This window comes from Flavobacterium flavipallidum (assembly GCF_038289905.1).
Classification (GTDB): Bacteria; Bacteroidota; Bacteroidia; order Flavobacteriales; family Flavobacteriaceae; genus Flavobacterium; species Flavobacterium flavipallidum.
Genome location: NZ_JBBYHU010000010.1, coordinates 42,433 through 68,595, shown reverse-complemented (window position 1 = coordinate 68,595; position 26,163 = coordinate 42,433). Strand labels below are relative to the sequence as shown.

Sequence of the window (26,163 nt, the reverse complement as noted above, 5' to 3'; positions counted from 1 at the left end):
TATTAAGGCTTCATCTTACGTTAGTTTGATGAAGCTTTTTTTTTAAATTAACTATATGAGTAAAAAGTACCTTTTTTTTGCGTTTGTATTTTTTTTGACTGCTTTTAATGTGCTGATGGCTCAAACTAAAGTAAGTGGAATAGTGGTGGATAAATCTAATCAGCCCGTTCCTTTTGCAAATATTATTTTAAAGGGTTCAACTCAAGGGGTAATGTCTAATGAGGATGGACGTTTTTATATAGAATCTCCTGAGGATTATAGTACTTTAGTGGTTACTTCGGTAGGTTTTTCAGATAGAGAAATTACCTTGACTAAGGCGGTTAATTATGACTTTAAAGTGGTTATGAAAGATGCTGAAGAACTAAAAGAAGTGGTTATTTATGCTGGAAAAACGTCCAAGAAGAATAACCCAGCTTTAGATATTCTTAGAAAAATTTGGGAAAGAAAACGAAAAAACGGTTTGTATCAGTTTGATCAATATCAAATGGAAAAATACGAGAAAGTAGAATTTGATATGAATACTATTGATAGTGCTTTTATGAAAAGCAAACTCTTTAAAGGAATGGAATTTGTTTTTAAACATATTGATACTTCAAGAGTTACCGGAAAAACCTATTTGCCAATTTTTATCAATGAATCTTTGTCTGATGTTTATGGAAATAATAAACTTAAAAAGGTTAAAGAAAAACTCAAGGCTAACAAAAACTCCGGATTTAGTGATAATCAGCAAATTTTATCTTTTGTGAAAGATTTGTATTCTGATTACGATATCTATAATAATCACATGACTTTTTTTGATAAAAGTTTTACTAGTCCGTTATCTAAAACAGGTATTGATGTTTATAATTATGTTTTAAGAGATAGTGCTTTTATAGGTAAAAAATGGTGTTATAATATTTTGTTTTATCCAAGGCGAAAAAACGAATTGACTTTCAAAGGTGATTTTTGGGTAAATGATTCCACTTTTGCAATCAAGAAAATTAATATGGCAGTAACCAAAAGTGCTAATATTAACTGGGTAAAAGATATTTATATCGAACAGGAATTTGAGGTAGAAAATGATTCGGTTTTCTTATTGACTCGTGATTATATGATGTCAGATTTTGCCTTGAATAAAAAAGAAGAGTCTAAAGGAGTCTATGGAAAACGTACCACTTTATATCAAAATCATAAATTCAATATTGAAAAGCCGGCTTCTTTCTATAAAGAGGAAGTAAATTATATTGACAATGAAGTTTACAATAAGTCGGAGAAATATTGGGAAGAAAACCGATTTGAAAATCTAAACAAAGACGAAAAAGGAATCTACAAAATGCTGGATACTTTACAAACGGTCAAGAAATTTAAACGTTTGTATAATCTGGTTTCGATTCTTGGAAGTGGTTATATTCAATTTGGTCATTTTGATTACGGGCCAATATTTTCCACTTTTGGTTACAATCAGGTAGAAGGAGTCCGAATTAGGACGGGGGGGCGTACTTATTTTGGTCCAAATGATCCATGGAGACTTCAGGGTTATACTGCTTATGGATTTGATGATGATAAATTCAAATACGGTATTTCTGGAAAATGGATGGTGGATAAGAAAAATCGAATCATTATTTCAGGTGGAAATCGTCGTGATGTAGAGCAAATTGGAGCTAGTTTGACGACTACAAATGATGTTTTGGGAAGAAGTTTTGCTTCGTCTTCATTGGTTTCGACCAGTAGTAATGGTAAATTAACTAATATAAATTTATCGAATGTTGCTGTTGAGATCGAACCGGTAAAAAACCTGATGTTTCAGGCGGGATTTTCATATAGAACCTTAGAATCGGCTTCAGATGTGTTTAGTCTTGATTATTACACAAATTTGAATACAATGACTACAAAAAGCGATGTGAAACAATCGGAAGTTAATTTTCAGGTGGAATTGGCACCAAATAGAAAAATGATAGGTTACGGTGTGGAAAGAAATGTGGTTGATAGTCCTTTTAGTCGTTTTTATATCAATTACAGTCATGGTTTTAAAGGTTTATTTGATAGTGATTTTGATTATGATAAATTGCAATTGTATTATAAGCAACCTATCATTATTGGTCCTCTAGGGCGAACAAATCTAACTTTAGAATTAGGAAAAACTTTTGGAACCATTCCTTTAGGATTAATGAGTGTTATTCCGGGAAATCAATCCTATTTTACAATTGATAATACTTTTAATAATCTTAATTTCTACGAATTTGTAACTGACCAATATGCTACTTTGCAGTGGGAGCACAATTTTCAAGGGAGATTATTTGCCAGAATTCCTTTTATGCGAAAGTTGAATTGGAGGGAAATCATTGGAGCAAGAGGTGTTTATGGAACGATTTCAGATGCTAATAGAGCGATTAATGCTTCGGGCTTGACATACACTGCGCCGGAAAATGTGTATTGGGAATACAGTGCTGGTATTGGGAATATTTTCAAGGTTTTCCGAATTGATTTTACCTGGAGAGGAAATTATTTAAATGCGCCTGACGCGCAGAAATTTTCAATCAAAGGTGCTTTTGGATTCTATTTCTAAAAATTAAGAATTGTAAAACAAAATGTTATAAAACCTTTTTTAGGTGTAAATGTTTTGTTATAAAAGAGTAATTCAATTACTTTTGTGCCCAAATAAATTCAACTTAAGATAATAAATAAAATGACTGCAGACAAAATAACCACTTTCGATGTTTTAATCGAAATTCCAAGAGGAAGTAGAAATAAATATGAATATGATTTCGAAATCAAAAGAATGCGTTTTGATAGAATGTTATTTTCTTCAATGATGTATCCGGCTGATTACGGATTTATTCCTGAAACTTTAGCTTTGGATGGTGATCCATTAGATGTTTTGGTTTTGGTAAATGAGCCTACTTTCCCTGGATGTGTTATGGAAGTAAAACCAATTGGTGTTTTCCATATGGCTGACGATAAAGGTCCGGATGAGAAAATTATCTGTGTTCCTGTTTCTGATCCAATCTGGAATAAATTAAATGACTTGTCAGATATTAACACGCACTTAGTTAAAGAAATCGAACACTTTTTTCAAGTGTACAAAGACTTAGAAAACAAAAAAGTTGATGTTGAAGGATGGGGAGATGTTAATGAAGCAATGGAAATCTTGAGACAGTGTACGGAGCGTTTTGATCAATTAGAAAACAAACCAGAAGGATTATTTAGCATTAAATAATTCAAGTTTATAAAAATATAAAAAAAGCAATATTCTGTAAGAGTATTGCTTTTTTTGTTTAAATTCGTTTGTATACTGTTGATTATTAACCTTAACCAAAACGAATTTATGAATGCAATTATGATTTGGGTGCCTGTTATTATGGCATTATTAGGATTGGCTTTTATGTTTTTAAAAAGAGCCTGGGTTTTAAAACAAGATCCAGGAGATGGGAAAATGGCTGCTATTTCTGATTATATCTACGAAGGAGCCTTAGCCTTTCTAAAAGCAGAATATCGATTATTAGCCATTTTTGTTTTCTTTGCCAGTGTTGTTTTGGCAGGTATAACTTTTTTACCGGGTGTAAAAACGCATTTATTAATTGTTTTTGCCTTTATTATTGGTGCCTTTTTTTCTGCTTTGGCGGGAAATATGGGAATGAGAATTGCAGCCAAAACCAATGTGAGAACTACACAGGCAGCACGTTCCAGTTTGCCCCAAGCTTTGAAAGTTTCATTTGGCGGAGGGACAGTGATGGGGTTAGGTGTTGCAGGTTTGGCAGTTCTAGGATTGACCTCATTTTTTATTTTCTTTTTTCATTTTTTCATGGATGGTTCATGGACTTCTACCGAAGATATGACGGTAGTTCTTGAAACATTGGCTGGTTTTTCTTTAGGTGCGGAGTCTATTGCGCTTTTTGCTCGAGTTGGAGGCGGAATTTATACTAAAGCTGCCGATGTTGGTGCTGATTTAGTAGGAAAAGTGGAAGCTGGAATTCCTGAGGATGATCCTCGAAATCCTGCTACCATTGCTGATAACGTAGGAGATAATGTAGGTGATGTTGCCGGAATGGGAGCTGATTTGTTTGGCTCTTATGTGGCTACTGTTTTGGCTGCTATGGTTTTGGGTAATTATGTTATCAAAGATATGGGGGGAAGTATTCAGGATGCCTTTGGAGGTGTTGGTCCTATTTTGTTGCCGATGTCTATTGCGGGTTTTGGAATTTTATTCTCAATCATTGGAACACTCTTAGTAAATATAACCGATGATAATGCTAAAGAAGCTCAGGTGCAAAAAGCATTGAACAAAGGGAATTGGGTTGCCATAATTTTAACAGCTGTTAGCTGTTTCTTTTTAGTGCAATACATGTTGCCACAAACTATGAGAATGGAATTTTTCGGCGAAGGGAGTCAGGAAATTTCTTCGATGCGGGTTTTTTACGCCACTATCATTGGATTAATTGTGGGAGGAGTCATTTCTTCGGTTACAGAATATTATACTGGATTAGGAACAAAACCAGTTTTGGCAATTGTTCAAAAATCGAGTACAGGGGCAGGGACAAATGTTATTGCAGGTTTAGCAACCGGAATGGTTTCAACTTTTCCAACGGTTTTATTATTTGCTGTCGCGATTTGGTCTTCCTACGCTTTGGCAGGTTTTTATGGTGTGGCGTTGGCTGCTTCGGCTATGATGGCTACCACTGCAATGCAATTGGCAATTGATGCTTTTGGACCTATTTCGGATAATGCGGGAGGAATTGCAGAAATGAGTGAATTACCAAAAGAAGTTCGTACCCGTACTGATATTTTAGATTCGGTAGGGAATACAACTGCTGCTACCGGAAAAGGATTTGCAATTGCGTCAGCAGCATTGACTTCTTTGGCTTTGTTTGCGGCTTATGTAACTTTTACAGGAATCGACGGAATTAATATTTTCAAAGCACCTGTTTTAGCTATGCTATTTGTAGGCGGAATGATACCGGTGGTTTTTTCGGCATTAGCGATGAATTCGGTAGGGAAAGCTGCTATGGATATGGTTTATGAAGTGCGTCGTCAGTTTAAGGAAATTCCAGGGATTATGGAAGGAACTGCAAAACCAGAATATGCTAAATGTGTTGCTATTTCGACTAAAGCAGCGCTACGCGAAATGATGTTGCCGGGTGTTTTGACTATTGGTTTTCCGATAGCTATTGTTTTGGTTGGCAAAATAGTTTACGCAGATAATAATCAATTAATCGCTGAAATGTTAGGAGGGTATATGGCTGGTGTTACGGTATCTGGAGTACTTTGGGCAGTTTTTCAAAATAATGCTGGTGGTGCTTGGGATAATGCTAAAAAATCGTTTGAAGCAGGAGTGATGATTAATGGAGAAATGACTTATAAAGGCTCAGATGCGCATAAAGCAGCAGTAACAGGCGATACCGTTGGGGATCCATTCAAAGATACTTCAGGGCCTTCGATGAATATTTTAATTAAACTGACTTGTTTGATTGGTTTGGTTATTGCGCCAATTTTAGGAAATGGAAGTCATACTATTGCAAGTAAAGCCTCTTGTTGTACCACTATGGGTGCCTGTAGTTCTATGTCTATAGAAGAATGTGAGGCTAAAGGATGTGCAAATATGAATTGTGAGCATCATATGGCAATGAGTTGTCATAAGATAGGAAAATGCGATATGAGTAAATGCGCTAAGCTGACTAAAGTGGAATGTGCTAAAATGTGTGATAGTCTGGGTTGTACTCCAGAACAAAAAGAAGACTGTTTGTCACATTATGATACGAACGGTAAATTTATTATACCTTCAGGTACTTCTGAAGGAAGTTGTTGCGCTCATAAAAAATAATTGTATTATAGAATTAAAAATGCCCCGACTTTTCGGGGCATTTTTTGTTATTATTTGTTTTGATTAAAATAAACCGTTTAATTCAGCATTAATTCTTTCAATAATGTTTCCAAGGTCTTCCGGATTGTCAACAAAATTGATTTTATCAACATCAATAATCAATAGTTTACCTCGAGTATATGTTTGAATCCAGGCTTCGTAGCGTTCATTCAAGCGACTTAAATAGTCAATTGAAATAGAGTTTTCGTATTCGCGTCCTCGTTTGTGAATTTGCCCCACTAGATTTGGAATAGAACTTCTAAGATAAATTAATAAATCAGGCGCTTTTACGGTAGCTTCCATTAATTCAAAAAGGGAAGAATAATTTTGAAAATCACGTGTAGCCATTAAACCCATTGCATATAAGTTGGGAGCAAAAATATGAGCATCTTCATAAATAGTTCTGTCCTGAATTACTTTTTTTCCGCTTTCGCGAATTTGCATCACCTGACGGAAACGACTGTTTAAGAAATAAATTTGAAGGTTGAATGACCAACGCTCCATTTGATGGTAAAAATCATCTAAATAAGGATTGTCTACTACGTCCTCATAATGAGGTTCCCATTTAAAATGTTTCGATAATAAAGCGGTTAAAGTGGTTTTTCCGGAGCCTATATTTCCTGCTACTGCTATGTGCATTATGTTGTTAGCGTTTTATGTTTTTTGTATTCCTTAGTTTGTAAAAATAGGAAAAAAATAGTTTTTGTTGAGTTAAATATGGCTCGATTTTGAATTTTATTAACGCTTTTTAGATTTGGATTATTATAAATAAAAAAAGCCATTCGATAAAAAAACGAATGGCTTTCTGAAGTGTATATAAGAATAGATTATAAACCAAATGCAGTTTTGATTTGGTCAACAAAATCTAATTTTTCCCATGTGAATAATTCTACTGTTACTGTTTTTTCTTCACCGCCAGGAGCAGAGAAAGTTTTAGTAACTACTTCTGGAGTACGTCCCATGTGTCCATAAGCTGCTGTCTCACTATAAATAGGATTTCTTAATTTCAAGCGTTGCTCTATAAAATAAGGACGCATGTCAAAAATAGCTTCCACTTTTTTGGCGATTTCTCCATTCGTTAAATTAACTTTAGAAGTTCCGTAAGTGTCAATAAAGATACCCATTGGTTTTGCAACACCAATAGCGTAAGAAACCTGAACTAAAATTTCGTCAGCAACACCAGCTGCTACTAAGTTTTTAGCAATATGACGAGTAGCATAAGCAGCACTACGGTCTACTTTACTTGGGTCTTTTCCAGAGAAAGCACCACCACCGTGAGCTCCTTTACCACCATAAGTATCAACAATGATTTTTCTTCCTGTCAACCCTGTGTCTCCGTGAGGTCCACCAATTACAAATTTCCCTGTTGGGTTGATATGGTAGTTGATTTTATCATTAAATAAATGAGCGTAAACAGGATATTTAGCGATAATTCTAGGAATTAAAATTTCGATAACATCTTTCTTGATTTTAGCAAGCATTGCTGCTTCTTCGTCAAAGTCGTCGTGTTGTGTTGAAATAACAATAGCGTCAATACGAATTGGGGTATTGTCATCGCTATATTCTAAAGTTACCTGTGCTTTAGCATCTGGACGTAAATATTTTATTTCATTATTTTCACGTCTTAATTCTGCTAACTCTTTTAATAAGTTGTGTGAAAGATCTAATGCTAATGGCATGTAGTTTTCTGTTTCGTTAGTTGCATAACCAAACATCATTCCTTGGTCACCAGCACCTTGTTCTTCCGGTGTTTTTCTGTCAACTCCCTGATTAATATCAGCAGATTGTTCATGGATAGCTGAAAGGATTCCGCAAGAATTTGCTTCAAACATGTATTCGCTTTTAGTGTATCCAATTTTACGGATAACATCACGTGCGATTTGTTGAACGTCCAAATACGTATTTGATTTTACCTCACCTGCTAAAATTACCTGACCAGTAGTTACTAATGTTTCGCAGGCTACTTTTGAGTCAGCGTCAAATGCTAAAAAGTTATCAATTAATGCATCCGAAATTTGATCTGCAATTTTATCCGGATGTCCTTCGCTCACAGATTCTGACGTAAATAAATAGGCCATAATTATTGTTTTTAAATATTAAGTGAGGGAAAAATAATTGCAAAAAGGACTAAAGGAGGGTTTCTGCTTTAGCATTTTTTTTCTACTGAAGGTTTTTCAGTGATCATAATCAACATGGTTAATTATGAAGAGGTTGCAATCAGTTCAAATTTTTCCTCTCGTATTTTGAGGTGCAAAGGTATGAAACCATTTTTGAATTGTAAATGAAACGCAAATAAAATTTTAATATAAAAGTTTGAGGCAATTTAGAATCCTTTTCAAAAGCTTATTACTTGTCGATATTTAAGGCTTTGTCTAAGTTAACTTTAATTTAAAAATCAATTAACATGGTATTTTGATTTCGTTTGTATCTTTGAAATATCAAATCATAAGAGTGGAATAAAGTTAATTCTTTATGGATTTACAGAGAAAAAGACTCTTGTTTGATTTGTTTTTTAAAAGAAGATGTTAAAAAGATATAATTATCTGTTAATTAGTTTTTTTTGACTAAAAAAAATAAAGAAAAAAGATAGTTCGTAAAGATTAATTTATATCTTTGTAACTCAAAATCAAAAAGGAGAAATGAATTTTATTATTTGTAAAAAAGCGATGGTTCAATCTAAGGGGATTTGCAGGAGTGCAATTGCTTAATGTTTTTTTATTCAAGTAAAATAAAAATATAGCAAAAGCCTCCTGAGAAATTGGGAGGCTTTTTGTTTACAACACAAATAATAATTTTTAAAAGAGAAATAACAATGATTAGTATTAACAATAAGATGAAAAAGCAATTTTCGGCGGCTGTACTTTGTGTACAGATGCTGGTCTGTTGTTAACCAAAAGTATCGTTTATAAAAATATATATAAACCCTTTTGGTACCGCCCAAAAGGGTTTTTTTATACAACAAACATAATTTTAATAGAAACAAACAATAAGTCAAATAAATTAAATTTAAAAATCATGAGCACAAGAAGAATTATTACAAGGGCGTTAGACTTTATAAGAGAAATAAGGACTACAAATAGTGAAGAAAACAGAAATAGAATAGAGTTAACCAATACCAGATTTGGTATCAATGTGGGGGCGGATGCTAAAGAACAAAAAAAAGCATCTAATTCATTAACGTTTTTGATGTATTCTAAAGAAAATGAAACACTATTTATCTAATTGTAATTTCGTTACTATAAATTTCAAACGCAGGTAATTTCTGGATTTTGTGTTCAGTGATAACTTGCGTTTGTTTATTGTATTATTGCCAATTTAAAACTGAGTTGGCAAAATTTGTTTGTTTCGAAAAATTGTGGTTACTTTGCGACTTTAAAGTTCGTAAGCATATTGAAATGTTATAAAGAAAGGACGAGGGATTAGACCCGATGATGCCTTAGCAACCCTTCGGTCTTCGAAGAAGGTGCTACATTCTATCCCGAAATCGGGAAAAGATAACAATGCAAATCTTCTAGTTTATTTGAGTTTTCTTTTTAATATTTCCATAATCAATCCTATTTAAAGATTTGAAGTTGGAAAATAAACCCAATCACATTATAATTCAAAATTTCACTACCGAGAGTGGTGCCTTATACCCTGTTTTAAATTTAAGCTACCAAGCTTTTGGGCCTGAATTAAATACAGCGCCTATCGTTTTGGTTAATCATGCATTGACCGGTAATTCTCAGGTTGTGGGCGAAAATGGCTGGTGGAATGATTTAATTGGAGATAATAAAACTATTGATACTAATAAATACAGTATTCTAGCCTTTAATGTTCCTGGAAACGGATATGATGGGACAATTGTAGAAAATTATTTGGATTTTACAGCCAGAGATATTGCAAAACTATTTATCGAAGGGGTGAAATATCTTAAAATACAACAGTTGTATGCTGTTATTGGAGGTTCAGTAGGTGGTGGAATTGCTTGGGAAATGATTGCTTTGGAACCTAAATTGGCTCAGCATTTAATTCCTATTGCTACCGATTGGAAATCTACCGACTGGTTGATAGCAAATTGTTTTTTGCAGGAGCAAATTTTGAAAAATTCCTCAAATCCTATTGAAGATGCCCGTATACATGCGATGCTTTGTTATAGAACGCCTGAATCTTTCAAGAAGAAATTTGACCGAACAATTAATGAAGAATTAGCTATATTTAATATTGAGAGTTGGTTGCTTCATCATGGTAAGAAATTGCAAAAACGTTTTCAGTTAGCATCCTATAAAATGATGAATCAGTTGCTTAAAACGATTGATGTGACTCGTAATAGTGATTCGTTTGAGGTATTTGCTTCTAAAATTGAAGCCACAATACATATAATCGGTATAAATTCAGATTTGTTTTTTACCGCCAAAGAGAATAAAGAAACCTATCAGGAGTTAAAAAAACATAACGTAAATGTTTCTTATAAGGAAATAGAATCTATTCACGGGCATGATGCTTTCCTGATAGAATTTGAACAATTAAACAACATGCTTGCTCCTATTTTTTAGTAGCAACACAAAATATATTTAGATGAAAATATTAAAATTTGGAGGTAAATCTTTATCGAATGGCGAAGGAATCAATAAGGTTGTTTCTATAATCAGTGATAAAGTAAATCAAGGTGAAAAAATTGCCATTGTAGTTTCGGCACGTGGTAATGCAACCGATGATTTAGAAGAGATATTAGCGGTAGCTGTAAAAAATAATGATTACAAAAGTTTGTTGGAACAATTTAAAAAGTACCAACAAGATGTTTATGCAAACGTAGATTTGTCTGAGGAATTTGCTGTTTTGGATAAATTGTATGAAGGAGTTAGTTTGATAGGTGATTATAGTTCGAAAATTAAAGATCAAATTCTTTCCATTGGTGAATTGCTTTCTGCAAAATTATTAACAGCGATTTTAGTTGAAAAAGGTATCAATGCCCGTTTTGCTGATTCGAGAATTTTCTTGAAAACCGATTCAAAATTTGGAGATGCACAGCCTTTGGAACAAGTTTCGAAGAAAAATGTAATTAAATATTTCAAAGATAACGATGATGCTGTTAATGTTGTTACCGGTTTCATAGGTTCTAATATTAATAATGTTACGACTACTTTAGGTCGTAACGGAAGTAATTATACGGCTTCATTGCTGGCTAATTATTTAGATGCGGAGGAATTGCAAAATTACACCCATGTGGATGGAATTTATACTGCAAATCCAGATTTAGTTGCTGATGCAAAGAAAATTGATCATTTGACATTTAATGAAGCGAATGAATTAGCAAATTTTGGTGCAAATATTTTGCATGCCAAAACAATCATTCCTTTGTTAGAAAAAAATATTCCGCTTCGTATATTAAATACTTTTAATCACGAAAATGAAGGAACTTTAATCACTGCTACATCAAAATCAGGAGGAATTAAAACGCTTTCGGTTTTAGAAGATTTGGCTTTAGTGAATTTGGAAGGTAGAGGTTTGCTGGGTAAGACAGGGGTGGATGCTCGTATCTTTAAAGTAATGGGAGACAATAATATCAGTGTGAGTATTATTTCTCAGGGATCATCTGAAAGAGGAATTGGTTTAGTGGTTGCCGAATCTCAGGCGACTAAAGCCATGATTGAATTAGAAAAAGAATTTGAAAATGATTTCTATTCTAAGGATGTAAATAAAATTTCGGTGACTGATGATGTTTCGGTGATTTCAATTATCGGGCAGGATTTGAGTACTTTTTATCGTCCTTATACGGCTTTGATTAAAAATAAAATCATTCCTATTCTTTTCAATAATACCGTTACTGGAAAAAATGTGAGTTTGGTGGTTAAAAAATCCGAACTGAATAAAGCATTGAATGTTATTCATGGAGAGATTTTTGGAGTTTCTAAAAAAATCAATATTGTGGTTTTTGGTCACGGATTAGTTGGGGGAACTTTGATTAATCAAATTTTAGAATCGGCAAAAGCTATCGAGAAAAGAAAAGATATTAAACTGAATATTTTTGCGATTGCTAATTCTAAAAATGTGTTGCTAAACAAAGACGGTGTTTCGCCTAACTGGGTAAATGAAATTCAAACTAACGGTTTTGCATATACTATCAAAGATGTTATCGCTTACGCAAATGAGAATCATTTAGAAAACTTAATTGCTGTTGATAATACTGCCAGTGCTGCATTTGTAGAAAATTACATTCCATTAGTTGAAAATGGATTTGATTTAATTTCGTCTAATAAAGTAGCGAATACGTTGAGTTATGGTTTCTATAAAGAGCTGAGAAAAGTATTGGCTGAAAATCAAAAGAATTATTTGTACGAAACCAATGTAGGTGCGGGATTACCGTTGATTGATACGATAAAATTATTGCATCTTTCGGGTGAAAATATCACGAAAATCAAAGGTGTTTTCTCAGGAACATTGAGTTATTTATTCAATAATTTCTCTGCCAAAGATGTTCCTTTTAGTGATATATTGAAAGAAGCGATTGATAATGGCTATACCGAACCAGATCCACGTGAGGATTTATGCGGAAATGACGTAGGTAGAAAATTGTTGATTTTAGCCAGAGAATTGGATTTGCAAAATGAATTTGAAGAAATTGCGATTCAGAATTTAATTCCGGAGCATTTGCGTGAAGGAAGTGCTGCTGATTTCCTAACGAAATTAAAAGAGTTTGATCCAATTTATACCAAGATCAAAGAAGAGCAACAACCAAATCACGTGTTGCGTTACATAGGAGAATTGTCTGGTGATTTGCAAAATGACAAAGGAATATTAGAAGTAAAATTAGTTTCTGTTCCTTCTGATACGGCTTTAGGAGGTTTGAAAGGTTCGGATTCTTTCTTCGAAATTTATACAGAATCTTACGGAGACAGACCAATCGTGATTCAAGGCGCTGGAGCCGGTTCGGCAGTAACGGCAAGAGGCGTTTTTGGAGATATTTTAAGATTGTCGGATAAAGGATAATTGATTTAAGATTGCAGTCCCTATAGCTATCGGGATTGATTTCATATTTAAAAAAAAATAAAAAATGAAAATAACATTAGACAGAGTAAACGAAAACTTTCATTTTCAATTAAAAAATGAAAGAGGACATATTGTTAATGTGGATGCACGTCCTGATTTTGGAGGGAATGATATGGGGCCAAGTCCAATGGAATTAGTATTGATGGGTGTTGCAGGATGCAGCGGAATTGATATGATTTCGATATTGAAAAAACAACGTCAGGAAATCACTTCTTTCAAAGCTGAGGTGGAAGGAGAAAGAGTTCAGGTAGGAGATGCTAAACCTTTTAAAAATATTTATGTAGTATTTTCTTTGGAAGGAGATATCAAAGAAGACAAAGCAGCAAAAGCGGCGCAATTGTCTTTTGAAAAATACTGCTCAGTTTCTAAAACGGTAGAGCCTACAGCTACGATTCATTACAAAGTAATTTTGAACGGAATCGAATTAGCGAAATAATTAATATAGAAAATAAAAATTAAACGGTTTTATTAAGTTTAATTGGTGAAATCTAAAACAATATGAATTTGTGCTATCCCGATAGCTATCGGGAGTGCAATTTGTGTTAAAAAATAAAAAAAAATGGACGAACAAGAATTTGGTTTTGAAACTCAAGCCATACGTACACATTTAGATAGAACGCAATATCAGGAACATTCAACACCTCTATATTTATCTTCAAGTTTTGTATTTGAGGATGCTGAGGATATGAGAGCTTCTTTTACAGAAGAAAAAGTGCGTAATATCTACAGTCGATTTTCTAATCCAAATACAACCGAGTTTGTGGATAAGGTTTGTGCTATGGAAGGAGCTGAAGCTGGTTATGCTTTTGCTACCGGAATGGCAGCTATTTACTCCACTTTTGCAGCTTTATTAAGCTCTGGCGATCATATTGTGTCTGCAGGAAGTGTATTTGGTTCTACGCATGCATTGTTCATGACTTATTTCCCAAAATGGAATATTACTACTTCTTATTTTGATATCAATAAGCCGGAAACAATTGAAAGTTTTATTCAACCTAATTCTAAAATTTTATATGTTGAAACGCCTACCAATCCGGGTGTTGATGTAATTGATTTGGAATTGTTGGGGGATATTGCTAAAAAGCATAATTTGATTTTAATTGTCGATAACTGTTTTGCTACACCTTATATCCAGCAACCTATTAAATACGGAGCTCATATTGTGGTGCATTCAGCAACAAAATTGATGGATGGTCAAGGAAGAGTTTTAGGCGGAGTTGCAGTAGGTGATGCCGATTTAATTCGTCAAATTTATCTTTTCTCAAGAAATACAGGTCCGGCAATGTCACCATTTAATGCCTGGGTTTTGTCTAAAAGTATGGAAACTTTAGCGCTTCGTGTGGAAAGACATTGTGAAAATGCCATTAAAGTAGCTGAGTTTTTAGAAAACCATCCTAGTGTAAACAGTGTGAAGTATCCTTTCTTAAAGTCACATCCAAAATATGAAGTGGCTAAAAAACAAATGCTTTTGGGAGGTAACATTATTGCGTTTGAAATTAAAGGAGGTATTGAAGCCGGTAGAGCATTCTTGGATAAAATAAAATTATGTTCGCTGTCAGCAAATATTGGAGATGCGAAAACAATTGTAACGCATCCTGCTTCTACAACACATAGTAAATTGTCAACGGAAGAAAAATTAGCTGTTGGTATTACCGAAGGCTTGGTACGTGTTTCTGTAGGTTTAGAAACTGTAAAAGATGTAATTGCCGATTTAGAGCAGGCGCTTTCTTAGTAAGATTGCTTTATAAATATAAAAGGGTTAGCAAAAAACAAGCTAACCCTTTTTTGTTTGATTCTTATTTTAAAAATACACTGATACCAGCATTTGCACCAAAAGCACTGGAACTTGTTTTTATACCATCATTTTTGAATGAATAGTTAGTATAGCCTAAACCTAAATCAAGTGCTATATTTTCCGTGATTAAGAAAATTAAACCTCCATTAGCTGTCCAAACAAAACCATCATTTTTGGTTTCAGAGCTCGAAAAAAGAATGTCTCCGGATGAATTATACATTGTGTAATTATTCTTGTTTTTAGTATTTGCAAATCCGACTCCTGTATTTAAATAAGGTCTTGTTTTTCCTTCGGAAAAGAAATAGGTTACATTCGGAATGATAGAAAGTGTTGTTTGTTTTTCTTTAGTTCCATTTGTAAATGTTGGATCGTAAGGAGATTCAATTTCTGTTCCGGCTTTTATTTTAGTCGTAGATGTTTTGTAATCTAACGCTAATCCAAGTGCTAAATTATCAACAATAAAATAACCAGCATTAGGCGAGATAGTAAAAGTATTTGTTTTTGAACCATCAAAGGTTTGTCCTTGAGCTTTGTATTTTATAGTATTAGAGGTGAAACCTAAATTAGTTTTACCGCTGATAAAAAATGAGCCTTTTTCTGTTTGTGCAGACATTACGCCAAAAAAGACAAGAGATGCTGATAAAAATAGTTTTTGCATTTTGGGTTGATTAAAATTCGCAATAAATATATGTAAGATTATTTTTGATTTTAATAAAAAAAATGAAATTTTACATTTCATTGTTAAATTAGTGTCATACTTTAAAACTGTTTTGGATTGATTATTTAATTCGTTGGTAATATTTCTGATTTAAGATGTTGATATTGTTCGAGAATATTTTTGATTGACAATTTTTGATTGTAGATTTGTTTTTTGAACCTGAAATATTAAATCAAAAACTGTTTCATAATAAACATCTTAAATGATTTCTAAAAAGACAAAATACGGAATTAAAGCATTGACTTATTTAGCGCGTCAGGAAGATCAAACCCCTGTTGCTATTGCAGATATTGCTAAAAGCGAAAATATTTCGATTAAGTTTTTGGAGAGTATTTTGTTGCTACTTCGTAATTCTGGATTTTTGGGAGCAAAAAAAGGAAAAGGCGGAGGTTATTATTTGATTAAAGATCCTAAAGAAATCAGCATGGCAAAAGTCTATCGCATTCTTGAGGGACCTATTGCCTTATTGCCTTGTGCAAGTCATAATTTTTATGAAAAATGTGATGATTGCCAGGATGAAACAACTTGTGCAGCACGCCGGTTAATGACTGAGGTTCGGGATAATACCCTGAAGGTTTTGGAAAATAACAGCTTAGCTGATATTGCTTTTTAAAAGAATTAATTGCTATAAAAAAAGAGCGGATTTCTTAAGGTAAAGAAATCCGCTCTTTTTTTAAGGATGAAATTTAATTTAGAATACCAATTTGTATCCTACGAAAAACAACATAATAGCTATAGCGTTTCTAAGTAATAAATCAGGTACTTTTCCACTCAATAAACTTCCAACAAAAATTCCAGGAAGAGATCCCATTAGTAGCTGACTTAATAAAGTCAAATCTAAATTACCCATTGATGCGTGACCCAATCCTGCTACTAATGTAAGAGGAACCGCGTGTGCGATTTCAGTACCAACAAGTCTTGGAGTTGGTAAAAGTGGATATAGGAAAAATAATGTTACTGTACCTAAAGCTCCTGCTCCAATGGAAGTTAGTGTTACAGTCGCTCCTAATAAAACTCCGATGGCAATTGTTAAAAGATTTTGTGTTCTACTTTCGCTATGAAATTTATCACCAGCATGTTTTTGGGAAAAATCTAATAATTTCTTTTTAAATAATACAGCTACCGATGTGAATAATAAAGCCCAGCCTAAGCTGTATTTAATTATTGTGTTGATATGTGAAATATCTGTTTTAATACTTTCTAAAATCCACAAAGTAATAAGTGCAGCCGGTACGCTGCCTAAGGCTAGCCATCCGGTAATTGTCCAATTGATATTGTTTTTTTTATGATGTACAAAAACACCTCCAATTTTAGTAAATGCAGCATATAATAGGTCGGTTCCAACAGCTGTTGTCGGAGAGATTCCAAACCATAATAAGATTGGGGTCATTAATGATCCGCCACCTACGCCGGTTAGTCCTACGATAAATCCAACAACAAGTCCTGCGACTACAAATCCTATTTCAATATCCATGATAAAATAATTTTGGTGCAAATTTAGGATTATTTTTTAAATTAATCCTATCGATTTAGTAGAATTTATTTTAATCTAGTTTTTAACATATATTTAATGTGATTGAAAAAGAATAAATTCTCTTGTTTTTGTGCTTTTTAAGGTGGCTTTATTTTTTGAGTTATAAAATGTATGTGTTGGAGTTTATGGTATTTTGAAGTTTTTTAAAGTTTAATTATTATGTTTTGTAACTGTTTGTTTGTTGATTTTTAATAGGTTAGTTGGTTTTTGTAAATGTTTGATATATAAAAAAGAATGGAAAAATATTTTGTATTTTAAAAATAAGTATTACTTTTGCTGAGTAATCTACTAAACCGATAGGGTAATAGTTTTTAAAAGAAAAAGTAAAAGAGATGAGCGAAGCAGTTGTTCAAATATTATTAGAAAAAACAAAGGATTTTTCAATTGAGGAAACTTTTGCTTTTTTGGCTGAGGAATATAAAGATAAAGTTGTTTTTTCGACTTCTTTTGGTCAGGAAGATCAGGTAATCACTGATTTAATTGAAAAAAGTGGTGCTGCAATAAAAATTTTCACTTTAGATACAGGACGTTTATTTCAGGAAACTTATGATGTTTTTCACAGAACACAAAAAAAGTACAAAACACCTATTAAAGTGTATTTTCCTGAAGCAAAAGCGGTAGAGGAATTGTTAGAGAAAAAAGGACCTAATAGTTTCTTTGAATCAGTTGAAAATAGAAAAGAATGTTGTTTTATTCGTAAAGTAGTACCTTTGAAAAAAGCATTGGGCGGGAATAAAATATGGATAACAGGTTTAAGAGCGGAGCAATCAGAAAACCGAAGCGATTTGCATTTGTTTGAATATGATGCTAATTTTGACATCGTAAAATTCAATCCGTTATTAAAATGGACTTTGGAAGAAGTGCAAAAATATATTGACGATCATAATGTGCCACAAAACAGTTTGCATAAAAAAGGATTCGTAAGTATTGGTTGTGCGCCTTGTACCCGAGCCATAGTTGAAGGTGAAGATATCAGAGCAGGAAGATGGTACTGGGAACAAAGCCATAAGGAATGTGGTTTGCATAGTAAATAATTAAGAAACAAGAATAGCGAATAGAATAAAGAGGAAAGATTATAGTTTGAAGAATTACAATCATAGAATCTTTTAATTTTTAAATAAAAAAAATGAGTTCAGTTTTAAAAACAAATGCTTTAGAGAGCGAAGCGATTTACATATTTAGAGAAGTTGTTTCTCAATTTGAGAAGCCTGTGTTGCTTTTTTCAGGTGGTAAAGATTCGATTACGTTGGTGAGATTAGCGCAAAAAGCGTTCTTTCCAGCTAAAATCCCTTTTCCATTGTTGCACGTAGATACAGGTCACAACTTTCCTGAGACTATCGAATTCAGAGATAAATTAGTTGCTGAATTAGGATTAGAGTTAATCGTTCGTAATGTACAGGATGCTATCGATCAGGGAAAAGTAGTGGAAGAAACAGGTCGTTATGCAAGTAGAAACAGTTTGCAAACAACCACTCTTTTAGATGCAATTGACGAATTTAAATTTGATGCTTGTATTGGTGGAGCGCGTCGTGACGAAGAAAAAGCAAGAGCTAAAGAACGTATTTTCTCTGTTCGTGACGATTTTGGTCAATGGGATGAGAAAAATCAACGTCCTGAGTTGTTTGATTTATTGAATGGAAAAATTGAATTAGGACAAAACGTTCGTGTGTTCCCAATTTCAAACTGGACAGAATTAGATGTTTGGAGTTATATCGAGCAAGAGCAAATTGAAATTCCTTCTATTTATTTCTCACACAAACGTAAAGTGTTTGTAAGAGACGGAATGATTTGGTCACACTCTCCATTTGTTTATCAGGATGAAGATGAGGAAATCGAAGAAAGAGTAGTTCGTTTTAGAACTGTAGGAGATATGAGTTGTACTGCTGCTGTTGAATCTTATGCAGGTACTATTGCTGAAGTTGTTGGTGAAATCAGACAATCTACTATTTCTGAGCGTGGAGCGCGTATTGACGATAAACGTTCGGAAGCAGCGATGGAGAAAAGAAAGCAACAAGGATACTTTTAATAAGTTAGAAGTTAAGAGTTAGGAGTTAGAAGAATCAAAAAACATACAGATTTAAGTTTCGAAAGAACCTGAAACTTTAAAACTGAAACAAAATAGTTAGAATGGAAGTTTTAAAAATAGCAACAGCAGGAAGTGTAGATGATGGAAAAAGTACATTAATCGGAAGGTTATTGTATGATACACAATCATTGACTACAGATAAATTAGAAGCAATTGAAAGAAGCAGTAAGCAAAAAGGATATGATTATTTAGATTTTTCTTTGGCTACTGACGGATTAGTTGCTGAGAGAGAACAAGGAATTACAATTGACGTAGCGCATATTTATTTTTCTACAGCTAAGAAAAGTTATATCATTGCTGATACTCCGGGACACGTGGAATATACACGTAACATGGTTACCGGTGCTTCAACTTCGCAAGTATCCATCATTTTGATTGATGCTCGTAAAGGAGTAATTGAACAAACGTATCGTCACTTTTTCATCAATAACTTATTGAGAGTAAAAGATGTGATTGTAGCAATCAACAAAATGGACTTAGTGGATTATTCAGAAGAAGTTTTTAATAAAATTAAAGCTGATTTCCAAGCATTGAATGCTAAGAGTTCTTACAAAGAACAAAATGTAAGCTACATTCCTTTAAGTGCTTTAACTGGAGATAATGTTGTGGAATCATTAGGAAAAATGCCTTGGTACACAGGACAAACAATCTTACAGCATTTAGAAGCTTTAGAGTCAAAAGATATTTATGATAATGGAAAAGCACGTTTCCCGGTTCAAACGGTTATTCGTCCTAAAACCGAAGAATACCACGATTTTAGAGGATACGCCGGAAAATTGAACGGAAATAATATTAAAGTGGGAGATGCTGTTACGGTATTGCCTTCTTTAACAGAATCTGTTGTGACTAAAATTCACTTCTTTGATAAACAATATGATGAAGCAGTTGCCGGTTCTTCAATCACAATTGAATTAGAAAATGATATCAATGTGACTAGAGGAGATATGATTGTAAAATCAGCTGAGTTGCCAAAAGTTGAAAAAGAAATCACAACAACTGTTTGTTGGATGGATAGCAAAAAATTAGTTGCAGGAACTAAATATTTGGTGCAACATAATACAAACAGAGTTTTAGCAAAGGTTGATGCAATTAAAAATGTAATTGCAACTGATTATTCAGGAACTACACCAGCCACTCAATTAGGAATTAACGAAATTGGTGAAGTATCTATTAAATTGAGCAAAGCTTTGTATTTTGATTCTTATGAAGATAATAAGTCAAATGGAGCATTCATCTTAATTGATCCTAATACGAATACAACTGCAGGAGTAGGTTTTATAAAATAGTTGATGGTTGAAGGGATTTAGTTGATAGGAACACTGTCGACAACCAACAACCAACAACCAACAACTAATAGTAAGAAGAAATGGAAAGTTTTAGAACAGAAATAGAAAATCCGATTGTCCAAAAAGAGATTATCGATTTAGAGAAAAAAATTCACGCATTCCGTGGTGGAAAAATTGACGACGAGCGTTTTCGTAGTCTTCGTTTAGCTCGTGGTATTTACGGGCAACGTCAAGAAGGTGTACAAATGATTCGTATCAAATTGCCTTACGGAAAAGTAAGCAGTGAGCAATTAAGAAGAATTACGGATGTTTCAGAAAAATATTCTACAGGTCGTTTACACATTACGACACGTCAGGATATTCAAATTCACTATGTGAGTTTGGACAGAACTCCTGAACTTTGGGCTGATTTGGCTAAAGACGATATTACTTTAAGAGAGGCTTGTGGAAACACCGTTCGTAATATTACAGGAAGTGAATTAGCAGGTGTGGATGTAGATGAGCCGTTTGATGTAACACCTTATGCTCATGGTTTGTTCCAATATTTATTGCGTAATCCTATCTGTCAGGAAATGGGACGTAAATTCAAAATTTCGTTCTCTTCATCTGAGAAAGATTCTGCTTTGAGTTATTTACACGATTTAGGGTTTATTCCTAAAATTGTAGACGGACAAAAAGGTTTCAAAATCATGTTAGGTGGTGGATTAGGTTCTCAGCCTTCTCATGCCGAATTACTTTCTGAGTTCGTTCCTGTAAACCAAATTATTCCAACTGCCGAAGGTGTAATCCGTATTTTTGACCGTTATGGTGAAAGAGCAAAACGTTTAAAAGCACGTTTGAAATTCTTAATCAAAGATTTAGGACGTGACGAATTTTTACGTTTGGTAGAAGAAGAGAAAAAAGCTTTGCCTTTCCATTCTTACGAAATTGATACTACTGCTTTTGAAGGTTCAATTGCTGAGCCATTGTTAGAAGTGCCAACAGTAACTATCGAAGATGTTGCGGCTTATGAAGCTTGGAAAAAATCAAATGTGATTGCTCAAAAACAAGCAGGTTATGTTGCAATTGGTGTAAAAGTACTTTTAGGAGATTTTTACATTGACAAAGCGAGATTATTAGCTGATTTGATTAAAAACTACGGAGCTAATGAATTGCGCTTTTCATTACGTCAAAACATTGTCATCCGTAATATTAAAGAAGAAAATTTACCATTCTTCTACCAAGAGTTAGCTAAATTAGACATGGTTCATTTAGGTTACAATACCATTGGTGATATCACAGCTTGTCCTGGGACTGATACTTGTAATTTAGGTATCGCAAGTAGTACTGGTATTGCTGATGAGCTTGAAAGAGTAATCAAAACAGAATATCCACAATATCTTGATAATACTGAAATTGCTATTAAAATCAGTGGATGTATGAATGCCTGTGGTCAGCACAATATGGCTGAAATTGGTTTCCAAGGAATGTCAATCAACTCAGGAAAATTAGTAGCACCGGCTTTACAAGTATTGTTAGGTGGTGGTAATTTATCAAACGGAAACGGTCGTTTTGCTGATAAAGTAATCAAAATTCCTAGCCGTCGTGGTCCTGAAGCTTTGCGTTTAATTTTAAATGATTTTGAAGCAAATGCTAATGGTGTTAAGTTCTTAGATTATTATGATGCGAAAGGTGAAAAGTATTTCTATGAATTCTTAAAACCATTGGCAGATGTAACAAATCTTACTGAAGCTGATTTCGTTGACTGGGGTAATGCTGACAATTACGTAAAAGCGGTAGGTGTTGGAGAATGTGCCGGAGTTGTAATCGACTTAGTTGCGACTTTGTTATTCGAAGCTAAAGAAAAAATTGATTCTGCTAATGAGGCTGTGAACGAACAAAAATGGTCAGATGCTATTTACTTAGCTTATGCAGGATTTGTAAACGGAGCCAAAGCTTTATTATTAGCTGAAAAAGAAAAAACTAATACACACGCCGGAATCATTGATTCATTCGATAGTGTTTTTGTTGAAGCTAATAAAATTGAATTAGGAACTTCTTTTAGAGAATTGGTTTACCAAATCAATAAAAACGAGCCTAATGAAGCTTTCGCAAAACAATACATTGAGCAAGCAGTTGTGTTTTTCAATAAATTAGAAGCTTACAGAGAGCAGGATTTAGCTCAAGCATAAATTATAGATAAGATGAGTGATATAAAAGATACCGCTGGTAACAATTCAAATAGCTTGGAGCGCAATGAATTGTATCCAATATTTTTAAAACTGCATAACCTAAGCGTACTTATTGTTGGTGGAGGGAATGTAGGTTTAGAAAAGCTATCTTTTTTACTTAAATCGAGCCCTAACGCTAAAGTTGAGGTGGTGGCCCCGCGTTTTATTGAAGAATTAGTTACCCTGGCAGAAAAACACCCTGCTGTAAAATTGACTAATAAGAAGTTCAAGAAAAAAATGTTGAAAAAGCGCCATATGGTAATCGCTTGTACAGATGATTTAAAGGTGAATAAACGCATATATGAATTGTCCCGAAAAAGATATTTGATATGCAATATTGCCGACACACCTGATTTATGTGATTATTATTTAGGAGGAATCGTAACCAAAGGAAATGTAAAGATTGCAATTTCAACCAATGGAAAATCGCCCACAACAGCCAAACGTTTGAGAGAGTTTTTTGAGGAGGTTATACCGGAAGATATTAATCAAATGGTACAAAACCTTAATGATTATCGAAATAATCTGAAAGGAGATTTTGAAGAAAAAGTTCACAAAATGAATGAGATTACTCAGTCATTAAAAAATAAATAAAAAAAATGTAATTCGTAAATAAACGAATGATTTAAATCATGTCCTTATTTTGATTTTTTTCGTTTCTTTGCAATTATTAAGAATGATTATAAATAAATAAAAAATGATAGAAACAGATATCCTTATAATAGGAGCCGGTCCTACTGGTTTATTTGCCGTTTTTGAAGCAGGTTTATTGAAATTAAAATGTCACATCTTAGATGCTTTACCGCAACCGGGTGGACAATTAGCTGAATTGTATCCAAAGAAACCAATCTATGATATTCCTGGATTCCCAGAAGTATTAGCGGGTGATTTAGTAGATAACTTAATGGAGCAAATTAAGCAATTCGAGCCAGGATTTACACTTGGTGAACGTGCTGAAACTATCGTTAAACAAGAAGATGGAAGTTTTATTGTTACTTCTAATGAAGGAACTGAATTCCATGCTAAAGTAATTGCTATTGCGGGTGGTTTAGGAAGTTTTGAACCTAGAAAACCTTTAATCGAGGATATCGAGTTTTACGAAAATAAAGGAGTAAAATATTTCATCAAAAATCCTGAAGAATTCCGTAACAAACGTGTAGTTATTGCCGGAGGAGGAGATTCTGCTTTGGATTGGAGTATCTTCTTAGCTGATGTAGCTTCAGAAGTGACTTTAGTGCACCGTCGTAACGAATTCCGTGGTGCTTTGGATTCAGTAGAAAAAGTACAGGAATTAAAAGATAAAGGAAAAATTCACTTGATTACTCCTGCAGAAGTTGTTGGAATCAACGGTGCAGAGCATGTTGAATCAGTAGATTTAGAAGAAAACGGAGCACACCGTAACATTCCTTGTGATTACTTTATTCCACTTTTCGGATTAACGCCTAAATTAGGACCTATCGGAAACTGGGGCTTAGAAATCGAGAAAAACGCCATCAAAGTAAACAATGCTTTGGATTACCAAACTAACATTCCTGGTATTTTTGCTATCGGAGATATCAATACCTATCCGGGTAAATTGAAGTTGATTCTTTGTGGTTTCCACGAAGCAACTTTAATGTGTCAGGCAGCTTACCAAATCATCAATCCAGGAAAACGTTATGTGTTGAAATACACCACTGTTTCTGGAGTTGATGGATTTGACGGTACCCGTAAAGAAGCACCTAAAGCGGTTGTAAAAGCAATTAACTAAAAGGTTACTGAGATATTAAAACAAAGGCTCTAAGTTTGTTGAACTTAGAGCCTTTTTTTAGATTTTTAACTTTGGTACTTTGTAACTCAGCAACTTTAAAAAACACTTGCAAGTGGTAAGGCTATTGCTTTACTTTGCATTTCCAAATTTGGAAAATAATTAGGAGCACAGCATGAGGCATTTTAGGGAATATAGTTCCCGCTTTTCGCTTTAATCTTGTGTCGGCATAAATGCCTGCCGCCACAAGGATTTCCGCTACAATCGGGGCTATAGAGCCACAATTGTTTTTGGAAAATTACTCCTGCAAGGTTTTAAAAACCTTGTAGGTATTAGTATAGAATTAGATACCTACAAGGTCAAAACAGACCTTGCAGGAAAATAAAAAATAAGTTATGCCAAGCATTCAGGAAGAAATCAAAAAAAGAATACTCGTTCTCGACGGAGCAATGGGAACCATGTTGCAACGTTACAATTTTTCGGAAGAAGATTTTAGAGGCGAGCGCTTCAAGGATTTTCCACATCCTTTAAAAGGAAACAACGATTTATTGTCGTTGACCCAACCTAAAGCCATCGCTGAGGTTCATGCTGCTTATTTTGAAGCAGGAGCTGATATTGTTGAAACCAATACGTTCTCCGGAACAACAATTGGTATGGCCGATTACCACATGGAGGATTTGGTGTATGAACTGAACTACGAATCGGCAAAAATTGCCCGAAAAGTAGCTGATGAATTCACAGCTAAAAATCCCGAAAAACCACGTTTTGTGGCAGGTTCAATTGGCCCAACAAACCGTACGGCATCGATGTCGCCGGATGTAAATGATCCGGGATACAGAGCGGTAACTTTTGATGATTTGCGTATTGCTTATAAACAACAGGTAGAAGCTTTAATGGATGGTGGTTGTGATTTGTTATTGGTAGAAACGATTTTCGATACGCTGAATGCCAAAGCAGCACTTTTTGCTATCGAAGAAGTAAAAGAAGAACGAGGGATTGATATTCCAATTATGGTTTCAGGAACCATTACCGATGCTTCCGGAAGAACACTTTCCGGACAAACGGTGGAGGCTTTCCTGATTTCAGTTTCACATATTCCATTGTTGAGTGTAGGATTCAATTGCGCTTTAGGAGCCGATTTGTTGAAACCTTATTTGCAAACCTTGTCTTCGCATACCTCTTTCAATGTGTCGGCGCATCCTAATGCAGGATTGCCAAATGCTTTTGGAGAATATGACGAAACACCACAGGAAATGCAGGCACAAATTAAGAGTTATCTGGATGATAATTTAGTAAATATTATTGGAGGATGTTGTGGTACAACCCCAGATCATATTCGATTAATTGCCGATATTGCTAAGGATTATAAACCGAGGGTTTCGACAGCGAGTTTGTAATAAAATAGTTGAATGTGGATCAAACGGATAAAATAAAAAATAAGAAAGGCAATTATGTAGGAATTATTGTTTTCGTAGCAATTGTATTTGTCTTGTTGTTTTTTAATTATTATGAAAAACATAAAATTGAGGAATATCGAAGAACATTTAAAGGGCAAACTATTGGATTCACAACAAGATATAAAAATCATTCGAAGTCTATTTCTATAAAATATTATTTTTATTATAGAGAAAGAATAGTAGGTTCAATGATAGTTTATGGAAACAATAGTAATCGTCTCAGTAAATTTTATAAGGTAAAATATAATTTAAAAAACCCTTATGAAAATTATATTGTTTTAGATGAAGAATTACAACCTGATTCACTTGAACTAGTTAAGGCTGGTTTTACTAAAGTTAAATATTATATTTACGATGAAGGTAGGACAAGTGAATATATTGAAAAATCTAAATGGAAATGATTTAAGTTTTCACAGCTAGCGCAAGCGTCATGTTCGTGTCTAAAAAGAGAATAAAAAAAATAAA

At 33.9% G+C, this 26,163-nt stretch carries 21 protein-coding genes and 1 riboswitch; of the genes, 17 read left to right on the top strand and 4 right to left on the bottom strand.

Translation table 11 applies throughout. The annotated features are described in order from the left end of the window. The first annotated feature begins 55 nt into the window (after positions 1-55). The 3 genes from AAEO59_RS07165 to AAEO59_RS07155 all read left to right on the top strand — a co-directional run bounded on the left by AAEO59_RS07165 (position 56) and on the right by AAEO59_RS07155 (position 5,797). The gene (locus tag AAEO59_RS07165; protein ID WP_341700050.1) at positions 56-2,545 is read left to right on the top strand and encodes a DUF5686 and carboxypeptidase-like regulatory domain-containing protein; all 2,490 of its coding nucleotides are present in this window, start codon (positions 56-58) and stop codon (positions 2,543-2,545) included. Between the two features lie 120 nt (positions 2,546-2,665). Next, positions 2,666-3,196, top strand: a complete 531-nt coding sequence (locus AAEO59_RS07160) for an inorganic diphosphatase (RefSeq protein WP_341700049.1) — start codon at positions 2,666-2,668, stop codon at positions 3,194-3,196. Positions 3,197-3,304: 108 nt separating this feature from the next. Further along, positions 3,305-5,797, top strand: coding sequence for a sodium-translocating pyrophosphatase (locus tag AAEO59_RS07155; protein ID WP_341700048.1), 2,493 nt, complete (start codon positions 3,305-3,307; stop codon positions 5,795-5,797). 63 nt (positions 5,798-5,860) lie between these two features. On the opposite strand, the gene AAEO59_RS07150 is transcribed toward AAEO59_RS07155, so the two are convergent. Both AAEO59_RS07150 and metK read right to left on the bottom strand, forming a co-directional pair. Next, complete coding sequence (locus AAEO59_RS07150) at positions 5,861-6,475, bottom strand: deoxynucleoside kinase (protein WP_341700047.1); 615 nt, start codon at positions 6,473-6,475, stop codon at positions 5,861-5,863. 188 nt (positions 6,476-6,663) lie between these two features. Continuing rightward, a complete protein-coding gene (gene metK, locus AAEO59_RS07145) occupies positions 6,664-7,914 on the bottom strand; it encodes a methionine adenosyltransferase (protein WP_341700046.1) in 1,251 nt (416 codons plus the stop codon). 937 nt (positions 7,915-8,851) lie between these two features. Here metK and AAEO59_RS07140 point away from each other — a divergent pair. The 5 genes from AAEO59_RS07140 (at position 8,852) to AAEO59_RS07120 (ending at position 14,597) form a co-directional block, all read left to right on the top strand. Continuing rightward, complete coding sequence (locus AAEO59_RS07140; protein WP_341700045.1) at positions 8,852-9,058, top strand: hypothetical protein; 207 nt, start codon at positions 8,852-8,854, stop codon at positions 9,056-9,058. A 173-nt stretch (positions 9,059-9,231) separates the two neighbouring features. Continuing rightward, positions 9,232-9,337, top strand: a riboswitch (SAM riboswitch). A gap of 71 nt (positions 9,338-9,408) precedes the next feature. Then, a complete protein-coding gene (locus AAEO59_RS07135) occupies positions 9,409-10,371 on the top strand; it encodes an alpha/beta fold hydrolase (protein WP_341700044.1) in 963 nt (320 codons plus the stop codon). A gap of 22 nt (positions 10,372-10,393) precedes the next feature. Beyond that, entirely contained in the window at positions 10,394-12,805 is a 2,412-nt protein-coding gene (gene thrA, locus AAEO59_RS07130; RefSeq protein WP_341700043.1) for a bifunctional aspartate kinase/homoserine dehydrogenase I, read from the top strand. A 64-nt stretch (positions 12,806-12,869) separates the two neighbouring features. After that, a complete protein-coding gene (locus AAEO59_RS07125) occupies positions 12,870-13,301 on the top strand; it encodes an OsmC family protein (protein ID WP_341700042.1) in 432 nt (143 codons plus the stop codon). 123 nt (positions 13,302-13,424) lie between these two features. Further along, a complete protein-coding gene (locus AAEO59_RS07120; protein WP_341700041.1) occupies positions 13,425-14,597 on the top strand; it encodes a trans-sulfuration enzyme family protein in 1,173 nt (390 codons plus the stop codon). 64 nt (positions 14,598-14,661) lie between these two features. Here AAEO59_RS07120 and AAEO59_RS07115 read toward each other — a convergent pair whose 3' ends face one another. Then, on the bottom strand, positions 14,662-15,318 hold the full coding sequence (locus AAEO59_RS07115; protein ID WP_341700040.1) for an outer membrane protein: 657 nt from the start codon (positions 15,316-15,318) through the stop codon (positions 14,662-14,664). Between the two features lie 262 nt (positions 15,319-15,580). On the opposite strand from AAEO59_RS07115, the gene AAEO59_RS07110 reads away from it, so the two are divergent. Further along, complete coding sequence (locus tag AAEO59_RS07110; RefSeq protein WP_341700039.1) at positions 15,581-15,991, top strand: RrF2 family transcriptional regulator; 411 nt, start codon at positions 15,581-15,583, stop codon at positions 15,989-15,991. Positions 15,992-16,069: 78 nt separating this feature from the next. On the opposite strand, the gene AAEO59_RS07105 is transcribed toward AAEO59_RS07110, so the two are convergent. Then, positions 16,070-16,852: a sulfite exporter TauE/SafE family protein gene (locus AAEO59_RS07105; protein WP_341700038.1), complete on the bottom strand. Its 783-nt coding sequence runs from the start codon at positions 16,850-16,852 to the stop codon at positions 16,070-16,072. A gap of 392 nt (positions 16,853-17,244) precedes the next feature. Between AAEO59_RS07105 and AAEO59_RS07100 the strand changes: the two genes are divergently transcribed. The 8 genes from AAEO59_RS07100 (at position 17,245) to AAEO59_RS07065 (ending at position 26,099) form a co-directional block, all read left to right on the top strand. Further along, positions 17,245-17,946, top strand: a complete 702-nt coding sequence (locus tag AAEO59_RS07100) for a phosphoadenylyl-sulfate reductase (RefSeq protein ID WP_341700037.1) — start codon at positions 17,245-17,247, stop codon at positions 17,944-17,946. Between the two features lie 92 nt (positions 17,947-18,038). Next, the gene (cysD, locus tag AAEO59_RS07095; protein WP_066328686.1) at positions 18,039-18,938 is read left to right on the top strand and encodes a sulfate adenylyltransferase subunit CysD; all 900 of its coding nucleotides are present in this window, start codon (positions 18,039-18,041) and stop codon (positions 18,936-18,938) included. Between the two features lie 101 nt (positions 18,939-19,039). Next, a complete protein-coding gene (locus AAEO59_RS07090; RefSeq protein WP_341700036.1) occupies positions 19,040-20,284 on the top strand; it encodes a sulfate adenylyltransferase subunit 1 in 1,245 nt (414 codons plus the stop codon). An 80-nt stretch (positions 20,285-20,364) separates the two neighbouring features. Next, the gene (locus AAEO59_RS07085) at positions 20,365-22,455 is read left to right on the top strand and encodes a nitrite reductase (RefSeq protein WP_341700035.1); all 2,091 of its coding nucleotides are present in this window, start codon (positions 20,365-20,367) and stop codon (positions 22,453-22,455) included. A 54-nt stretch (positions 22,456-22,509) separates the two neighbouring features. Beyond that, the gene (locus tag AAEO59_RS07080; protein ID WP_341700093.1) at positions 22,510-23,088 is read left to right on the top strand and encodes a precorrin-2 dehydrogenase/sirohydrochlorin ferrochelatase family protein; all 579 of its coding nucleotides are present in this window, start codon (positions 22,510-22,512) and stop codon (positions 23,086-23,088) included. Positions 23,089-23,191: 103 nt separating this feature from the next. Then, a complete protein-coding gene (locus AAEO59_RS07075; protein WP_066328690.1) occupies positions 23,192-24,244 on the top strand; it encodes an NAD(P)/FAD-dependent oxidoreductase in 1,053 nt (350 codons plus the stop codon). 392 nt (positions 24,245-24,636) lie between these two features. After that, the gene (locus AAEO59_RS07070; protein ID WP_341700034.1) at positions 24,637-25,638 is read left to right on the top strand and encodes a homocysteine S-methyltransferase family protein; all 1,002 of its coding nucleotides are present in this window, start codon (positions 24,637-24,639) and stop codon (positions 25,636-25,638) included. 14 nt (positions 25,639-25,652) lie between these two features. After that, positions 25,653-26,099: a hypothetical protein gene (locus AAEO59_RS07065; RefSeq protein ID WP_341700033.1), complete on the top strand. Its 447-nt coding sequence runs from the start codon at positions 25,653-25,655 to the stop codon at positions 26,097-26,099. Positions 26,100-26,163 lie beyond the last annotated feature (64 nt).

Bases quoted from the DNA above. Each gene is read 5' to 3' on its own strand.
- AAEO59_RS07165 (WP_341700050.1), top strand. From the start codon at position 56: ATGAGTAAAAAGTACCTTTTTTTTGCGTTTGTATTTTTTTTGACTGCT.
- AAEO59_RS07160 (WP_341700049.1), top strand. From the start codon at position 2,666: ATGACTGCAGACAAAATAACCACTTTCGATGTTTTAATCGAAATTCCA.
- AAEO59_RS07155 (WP_341700048.1), top strand. From the start codon at position 3,305: ATGAATGCAATTATGATTTGGGTGCCTGTTATTATGGCATTATTAGGA.
- AAEO59_RS07150 (WP_341700047.1), bottom strand. From the start codon at position 6,475: ATGCACATAGCAGTAGCAGGAAATATAGGCTCCGGAAAAACCACTTTA.
- metK (WP_341700046.1), bottom strand. From the start codon at position 7,914: ATGGCCTATTTATTTACGTCAGAATCTGTGAGCGAAGGACATCCGGAT.
- AAEO59_RS07140 (WP_341700045.1), top strand. From the start codon at position 8,852: ATGAGCACAAGAAGAATTATTACAAGGGCGTTAGACTTTATAAGAGAA.
- thrA (WP_341700043.1), top strand. From the start codon at position 10,394: ATGAAAATATTAAAATTTGGAGGTAAATCTTTATCGAATGGCGAAGGA.
- AAEO59_RS07125 (WP_341700042.1), top strand. From the start codon at position 12,870: ATGAAAATAACATTAGACAGAGTAAACGAAAACTTTCATTTTCAATTA.
- AAEO59_RS07120 (WP_341700041.1), top strand. From the start codon at position 13,425: ATGGACGAACAAGAATTTGGTTTTGAAACTCAAGCCATACGTACACAT.
- AAEO59_RS07115 (WP_341700040.1), bottom strand. From the start codon at position 15,318: ATGCAAAAACTATTTTTATCAGCATCTCTTGTCTTTTTTGGCGTAATG.
- AAEO59_RS07110 (WP_341700039.1), top strand. From the start codon at position 15,581: ATGATTTCTAAAAAGACAAAATACGGAATTAAAGCATTGACTTATTTA.
- AAEO59_RS07105 (WP_341700038.1), bottom strand. From the start codon at position 16,852: ATGGATATTGAAATAGGATTTGTAGTCGCAGGACTTGTTGTTGGATTT.
- AAEO59_RS07100 (WP_341700037.1), top strand. From the start codon at position 17,245: ATGAGCGAAGCAGTTGTTCAAATATTATTAGAAAAAACAAAGGATTTT.
- cysD (WP_066328686.1), top strand. From the start codon at position 18,039: ATGAGTTCAGTTTTAAAAACAAATGCTTTAGAGAGCGAAGCGATTTAC.
- AAEO59_RS07090 (WP_341700036.1), top strand. From the start codon at position 19,040: ATGGAAGTTTTAAAAATAGCAACAGCAGGAAGTGTAGATGATGGAAAA.
- AAEO59_RS07085 (WP_341700035.1), top strand. From the start codon at position 20,365: ATGGAAAGTTTTAGAACAGAAATAGAAAATCCGATTGTCCAAAAAGAG.
- AAEO59_RS07075 (WP_066328690.1), top strand. From the start codon at position 23,192: ATGATAGAAACAGATATCCTTATAATAGGAGCCGGTCCTACTGGTTTA.
- AAEO59_RS07070 (WP_341700034.1), top strand. From the start codon at position 24,637: ATGCCAAGCATTCAGGAAGAAATCAAAAAAAGAATACTCGTTCTCGAC.